The organism is Coxiella-like endosymbiont (genome assembly GCF_002871095.1).
Lineage (GTDB): Bacteria > Pseudomonadota > Gammaproteobacteria > Coxiellales > Coxiellaceae > Coxiella.
Genome location: NZ_NSHJ01000140.1, coordinates 1 through 5,352, shown reverse-complemented (window position 1 = coordinate 5,352; position 5,352 = coordinate 1). Strand labels below are relative to the sequence as shown.

The following is a 5,352-nucleotide window of genomic DNA, read 5'->3' as shown; positions in this document are numbered from 1 at the left end:
GTATTGGGGCGGCAATCTTAGTGATTTTTATGTATCATCAAAGTCGCTTTATTTAGTAATTAAAGCTCGTTTAATAAAAAATAAAAATAGTTTACTTTTTTGCATGGGGAGGAATTTTGGAGTAATTATATTTTTTTAGTTTAATCATTTTAATTTGGCTTTGAGGGTGTATAGTTTTAATAAATGCTCTGAAAAAATTTTAGAGTTGATTCGGGTCAAGAATTTTTATTGATCAGGAGCATCATTTTTGAATCCTTGTGCTTCAAGGGAAATTCCTTTCATTTCAGGTACTAAAAAGCTAGCTAAAATACCAAGTAAAGAGGCAATAGCAACAAAAATCATAGTGAAAGATAATCCCTCATTTTTTAAAATGAGGGGTAAAAAGAATACTCCAATAAAAGCACCAGCCTTTCCAATAGCAGCAGAGAGACCATGGGCTCTAGCACGTATACGGGTTGGATATATTTCTGAAGGAATTAAAAACGTGGTCGTGTTAGGACCGAAGTTAATAAAAAAAAAGCTAATGCCAAATAGTCCAATAAATAGAAAAAAAATCTGTCGAATAGTGGGAATACTTGCAATTAGCAAGTAACAAAAGGCCATAATGCCAAAACCCATTATCTGTAAGGATTTTCGCCCGATTTTATCCACGTAGGTGGCTGCAAAAAAATATCCTGGAACGGCGAAACATAAAAAAATGAGTGCTGATAATAAAGTATGCTTTAAAAGCGATGCATGTGGACTAATGGTATTCATGATCAAAACAGAAGATACCCCATTCCCATAAAGCGCTATATCCAATAGAAACCAGGCTCCAGCTGTTCCAAGTAAGCATTTAAGCCATTTGGAGGAAAGTAATTTTTCGGTAGGAATAGCGGTGACCTTAATTTTGTTTGTATGGCCTGCTAAATCATTAACAATTCGACTGACTTCTAAGGGGAGGGGGTGCTTAGTAACTAAAAATCGGGGAGTTTCTGCTATTTTTCTTCGTAAATAAAATACAGAAGCTGCAGGGAGCGCACCCAAAGCCAGTAAAATACGCCAGATGTAGGGATGAGGAAGATGACAAATCATTAGGAGCGAAGCGAAAAGTGGTCCTACAATTAACCCGACAGCTTGCATAGCAAAAACGAGTAGTACCAAAAAGCCTCGGTTTTTTCGATTTGCGTATTCACTTGCTACTACAGCACTAGTGGGGTAATCTCCACCGATTCCAATACCAACTAAAATTCGTGAGATTAAAAGCCATGTGAAAGAAGTCGAGAAAGCAGAAAGTAATGCGCCGATAAATAAAATGAATACTTCGACACCATACATTTTTTTACGCCCCCATTTATCAGCGAACCAGCCAAAAATTATAGCGCCAAAAGCTGCTGAAGCTAAGGAAGCACCATTAAGTAAAGCAATTTGATTAGCTGTGAGATGCCATAAAGGCTTTAGTAAAGCAGTAACAACTCCTATAACAAATAAATCATAAGCATCTGTAAAAAATCCCATTCCTGCGGTTATAACCATCCGCCAATGAAGACGATTAAGTTTTTGTTCATCTAATTTGAATGTAAGGTTCTTAGCTTGATCGATATTCATTGATGTTCTTACTGTCAAGATTCTAACGAGAATTATAGTACTTGATTATGACGATTTGATGACAGCTCTGTGTTAAAAAGCAAATTGAGATCTAACTTCCTTCCCCTTCTGTCGAAGGAATTATTCTTTTCTTAGTGAGGAAAGCGGCAAGTGAACGTACTGCCTTGACCTGGTTCACTTTCAATATGTAAATCACCTTGATGGCGCATAAGTACGTGTTTAACAATGGCTAATCCGAGACCCGTTCCACCGCTCTCCCGAGAGCGCGCTTGATCTATACGATAAAATCGTTCAGTAATACGTGGAATATGTTCTTTAGCAATTCCAATGCCAGTATCAGAAACGCTAAATACAAGATGATTATCATCTGAATACCATTTTACATGTATACGACCCTTGGCTAAGGTATATTTTACTGCGTTAATAATGATATTTGAAAATAGACTTTTGAGTTCTTCTTCTGATCCATTGACGTATAAATTAGTATCTGCTTCGAGTGTAATTCTATGTTGTTTTTCTGCGCTTATTCTTTTAGCATCGGCGCAAAGTATTTTTAAGATTTCATAGACGGAGACATTAACTTTTTCTTTGGGGGGGTGGTCATCGCTTTCAAGACGGGAGAGCAATAAAAGATCATCAATAGTAGCCTCCATCCGGGAGCTGTATTGATACATTTGACTAAAAATTTTTTGATAGCATTTAATTTCTGAGTTTTTTTTCTTAAGTAAAGTTTCTAAATAACCCCGAATAACAGTTAAGGGTGTTCGGAGTTCATGGGAAACATTACCTACAAAATCTCGTCGAATTCGTTCTAATTGATTGATGTGTTCTCTTACTGCCTTAGGTAAGGTTGTTAAATTTAATTTATTACTTTTCTCTATCATTAAGTTGAAAACTGATATCCAGTTCCTCTAATTGTTTTAATCAAATGATTGTAATTATATTTTTTTAGTTTATTACGAAGACGACGAATGTGAACATCGACTGTGCGGTCATTTAAATAAATATTTCTACCCCAAATATAAGTGATCAGCTGATCCCGAGTATATGTTTTATTTGGATGCTTCATAAAAAAATAAAGCATTTTATATTCAATAGGTGAAAGGATCAGAAGCTTTTTATTGATAGTAATTTGGTGCTTAATGGTATTGATGACAATATTTTGATATTTGATCTCCTGGGATGGAGAAACTAAAGGTCCTCGACGTAGAACTGTTTTTATTCTTGCTGTTAATTCATCAGGAGAAAAAGGTTTTGTGATGTAATCATCAGCGCCTGTCATTAATCCTTTAACTTTATTTTCTTCTTCGGCTTTAGCAGTGAGCATAATTATAGGAATGTCTTGAAAATCAACTTGTTTTTTAATCCATTCAATAAATTCGATACCGCTTGTCCCGGGTAACATCCAATCGAGTAAAATAAGATCAGGAATTTGATTTTCAAGATGTTTTTTTGCTTTTATTACATCTTCGGCATCGATTAACTTCAATTCCCTCGGAAGAGAAAAGCGAATCATGTCTCGAATGGCTGCTTCGTCTTCAATAATAAGTAAGATTATTTTTTTCATTTCTAACCAAGATCTTCTATTTATTCTCAGGATCCTTAGTATAACGAATGCTTAGCAGGTATGCCCGATCACATTAAAATTTTATCAGTATTGGCCGAAGTTTTAACTTACATTTTTGGAGAATACTTCTATAAATAAAGTTATGTAAAGCTCCCAAATTTTAATAATTTCTTTAATTGTCTTGGAGGGCATTACTATGAGGTTCAATTTCTGGCGTTTTTTAAGAAAGGAGAATCGATCTCATTAAACTTAAATATCGATACTCTTTTCTCTGATTTACTGGTTTCAAAGTACCCTGAGAATAGGGGTTCGTTTCGAATTGGCGATAGCCTCCTTTTAGTTACAGAAAAAAGGATTGTCCGTTTAATAGACTTAAATTAAAAAGTAGTGAATTAAAAAAAATCATCTAAAATTAATGAGGTAGTAGTGAAGGGAGAAGGGGGTGGGGCTAGAGAAACAAAGCTATTCATGTTTATTTTTAAATAAACCATTGCATTTATTTTATAAATATAACCTCTATTGCCATAAAAATAATTTTTATAATGACCTAATCCTTTTATAGATTTATAAAGGATCATTTAATAAAGCTACAAATCTTTGGAAAAAATTCTGAGAGCTAAAAACCAGGATGGTGCATGAATGAAATTCAGTCCTGATGGGAATTTTGGTATATTAGTATACTGCGGATTTTAAAAAAACTTAGCCTAAAATCTTATAATCATTTGGTGAAAAAATTTTATGGTGAAAAAATTTTAAGAATTAAAAAGAGAAAATATAAGTATTCTAAATGATCATTCTTTATTATAGGTCTCTTATTTATCCTGATGATGGGCTTCAAAACCCGCAAAAGATCAGATAACTGAATATAACTCTCTTGTGAGGATGAGATTAATTTAAAAAAATAGCACACTTGGAAAAATTATGGGGGGCGGCCTATTTTGTTCTTCCAAGAAGATAAAAAAGAAGGGTTTTAAAGGGTTATGGTTTTTCAAAGGGGGTATGATGATCACCTAGAGGCCTCCAGTTCATGTAGTGATAATATTAATAATAAGTTTTATTTTGGGATTTACGTGAGAAAAGTTTATATATTTAAATTAAAAAATTAAATTACTATTAATTTTATTAAATTAATTGAGTTAACTGAGCTAAGGGTAGGGTGGTAGTAGATAATGATGGGTAGAAACCCTAATAATTTATTATATAAATCTTAACAAGCAATTACATAGCCAGAGGGTATGCTTTTATCAAGGAAGGTGATAAGAGCTTCTCTTCGTTAAGCTCGAAGTGTTCATCAACAATCACTGAAATTATCACTTGACTTTAATCTTTTAAGAAGTTTAAAGTAAAAATCTCTTTATCTCTCATGCAGGAGAGATAATCTCATCTCGTTTTAATAAATATCTGATTTTGACTATTTTTTTGTAAGTAGTGCGGTGTAGTATCTGGTCAACTATCTGACAAACAACTTAAAAGACTTGACCCAAGAATAAAAATAGGTTTGAGTAAGTGATTAAGTAAAAATATCAAATGATTTTGCTGGGAAGATTTGACAGTAGAAGGTTTACTTGTGTGACAATTAATATGGATAATAGGTTATTTTTTTGTTAGTAGTGGGTTTAGTAGTAGTAGAGTGGTTCCGTAACGAGTATTTAGTTGGGTGTTTTTCTAGTTAAGTGTTTTGAAGCAGAATAGAACTGCTTCGTAAATTACAACAATCAAGTAAAACTCTTAGTAGTTCTGGGGCGGAATTAAAAGAGTGATTAGTGGCTAAGCTATCAATCTTTTTTAAGTGTGATTACTCATGCCTTACTATTAAGTATCAGTGTTACTTGGTAAAACCTACAATTTTTTACGTACAATAGTTCCCATTGAGTTACCTAGTTTAACATTAGTTTTTGTTACGGTACAAAACTACTCTCCCCGATTCCCAAACCACACTACACCACAACATATATTGCCCCTTAAGCTTAGAGTTAACTAGCTGCTAATAATAATGATTTTTATGAAAATCATTTTTTAATAGAGTTAGTTTTTAATAGAGTTAGTTTTTAATAGTTTATAGAAAAATTTTATGAAACTTGAAACAACTAAATGCAAATTAGAGTTGATCTTTAAGAATTCTTTAGGATAATTTGTTTCGTTTAGATTATTTTTGAAAAAATTATTTATTTAAAATATTTATTATTTGTAGAGAGAGA

Annotated in this window: 3 protein-coding genes; all 3 read right to left on the bottom strand. The window is 33.0% G+C overall.

Features of this window, described 5'->3' with window-relative positions:
* Window positions 1–225: 225 nt before the first annotated feature.
* Entirely contained in the window at window positions 226–1,587 is a 1,362-nt protein-coding gene (locus CLERM_RS03285; protein ID WP_102157167.1) for an MFS transporter, read from the bottom strand.
* A gap of 131 nt (window positions 1,588–1,718) precedes the next feature.
* Window positions 1,719–2,471: an ATP-binding protein gene (locus tag CLERM_RS03280; protein WP_102157166.1), complete on the bottom strand. Its 753-nt coding sequence runs from the start codon at window positions 2,469–2,471 to the stop codon at window positions 1,719–1,721.
* Window positions 2,471–3,154, bottom strand: coding sequence for a response regulator (locus tag CLERM_RS03275; RefSeq protein ID WP_102157165.1), 684 nt, complete (start codon window positions 3,152–3,154; stop codon window positions 2,471–2,473). Before CLERM_RS03275 ends, CLERM_RS03280 begins: the two co-directional genes overlap by 1 nt.
* Window positions 3,155–5,352: the final 2,198 nt, after the last annotated feature.

Bases quoted from the DNA above. Each gene is read 5' to 3' on its own strand.
- CLERM_RS03275 (WP_102157165.1), bottom strand. From the start codon at position 3,154: ATGAAAAAAATAATCTTACTTATTATTGAAGACGAAGCAGCCATTCGA.
- CLERM_RS03280 (WP_102157166.1), bottom strand. From the start codon at position 2,471: ATGATAGAGAAAAGTAATAAATTAAATTTAACAACCTTACCTAAGGCA.
- CLERM_RS03285 (WP_102157167.1), bottom strand. From the start codon at position 1,587: ATGAATATCGATCAAGCTAAGAACCTTACATTCAAATTAGATGAACAA.